Consider the following 1,583-nt stretch of genomic DNA (forward strand, 5'->3'; position numbering starts at 1 on the left):
CATTACTGCGACGCACATTGGTAATTATGGATCCATCTTTAGGGCTTATAAAAAGTTTAAATGAATTTGCAAAGTCATATTTAATATTAATCCCAGTCCCCCAAGCTGAGAAATAATTATCGCCCTCCCCGCCGCCTTGCCTAAAAAAGCAACTCTCCGTTCTTGTGTTGTCTAAATCAATATTTTTTAACGAGATAGCATCGCTACCGATACCATAATCACCAGCAAGCATCATCGCACCACTTTTTTCTGGAATTTTAATCTCGTGAGTTTGAGATTTTCCTGCATTAAGAATAACGTTACCAGCATCACGAGCCCTCATTCCTAATTTATTATCACCATCCACGGACGTAATATATTTTGACGAAACTGCGCCCACAAATAACTGTTCACTTGATGATGATTTATCTGCTCGATTTGCAATATCCCCCTGCATCTTCTTAATGCTATCGAGAGTAATAGTCTCACCATTTGGCATTTCTATTTTTGTCTGTCCCGTTTCAGACATCCATGTATTCATTGCATCGAGGAAATATTGTGTGTACGCATTTATTGCGACCATGGTTCGTGCTGCATCACTATTATTATCCGGCTCAGTGATATGAATTGAGAATGGGGTGTTATTTACTGTCGCTAATGCAGGGTGCGCTAATACTAATTCGGTGTCGGAATTAACAGATTTAATCATATACGGAATATTAGTATTTCCCGATTTAATTAAAATAGTCATTCCAATATTAATGGCTGGATTATTATTTTTAAATTTAGTGCCAGAGCCTTTGACAATAGCAGACCCTGACACAGTAGAAACTGTGCCTGTTGTGTATATCATTTTATTTATTCCTGGTGATTGATTATTTTATTACATCAGTTGATTCAGGGAGAACAAAGATACGTCCGCGCATAATGAATACCGTGTATTCATTCGCACCCTTCCACGGTATTTTTATGCCAACGCTACTGACTGATTTTCCTGCCGGTATTTGTACTGTAAATTCATTACACACGAATTCATCTTTGAGTTGATTAACCGGATTACCAGCCCATACAGATACAGGTCGTTCCTGTAGAACGCCATCAACGTAAATGTCAGCCATGCCACGCTCACCACTCATTTCATACGCGTAATATCCCATCAGTGCGCGGTTAGGTGTTTTTGTCCCATACCAGTCAGGGATATAATCCGTTTGATTCAGAGAGCCACTTACCCATACATTACATGGTTCATCTCTCTGCTGAACCCTAAATAATTCCCTAATTTCATTCCCTTTCCATTTATCATTGATATAAATTTCATCTGAAACTGAAACAATATTTCCTATTAATCTTCCAACCTTAACCGTTCCATTGAAATTACCATCGGCACCATCAATTGTTCCCCTAAATATCGCATTATTAAATTCAGCATCTCCTGTTGTCGCGTCAATTATAAATCCTATTTTACCTATCTCGTAATTTTTGGATTTAATCGCCTCAGAAAGCACCATTTCACGCACATTTGCTTTATCTAAAAATGCCTCCCTAATAAACAACTGCCCATTTTTGGCATACATGAATAATTCCATCTTGCCGTTAACGGGGTT

1 protein-coding gene and 1 pseudogene are annotated in these 1,583 nt (G+C 38.3%); both read right to left on the reverse strand.

All coding sequences use genetic code 11. The features are described from left to right. Positions 1 to 832, reverse strand: a pseudogene (locus M997_RS17830) (hypothetical protein); the annotation flags it as partial. 22 nt (positions 833 to 854) lie between these two features. Next, positions 855 to 1,583: phage tail tip fiber protein (locus M997_RS17035; RefSeq protein ID WP_205125582.1), on the reverse strand; the 729-nt coding region annotated here is incomplete at its 5' end.

Origin of the sequence: Proteus hauseri ATCC 700826 (genome assembly GCF_001654965.1) — a bacterium.
GTDB lineage: Bacteria > Pseudomonadota > Gammaproteobacteria > Enterobacterales > Enterobacteriaceae > Proteus > Proteus hauseri.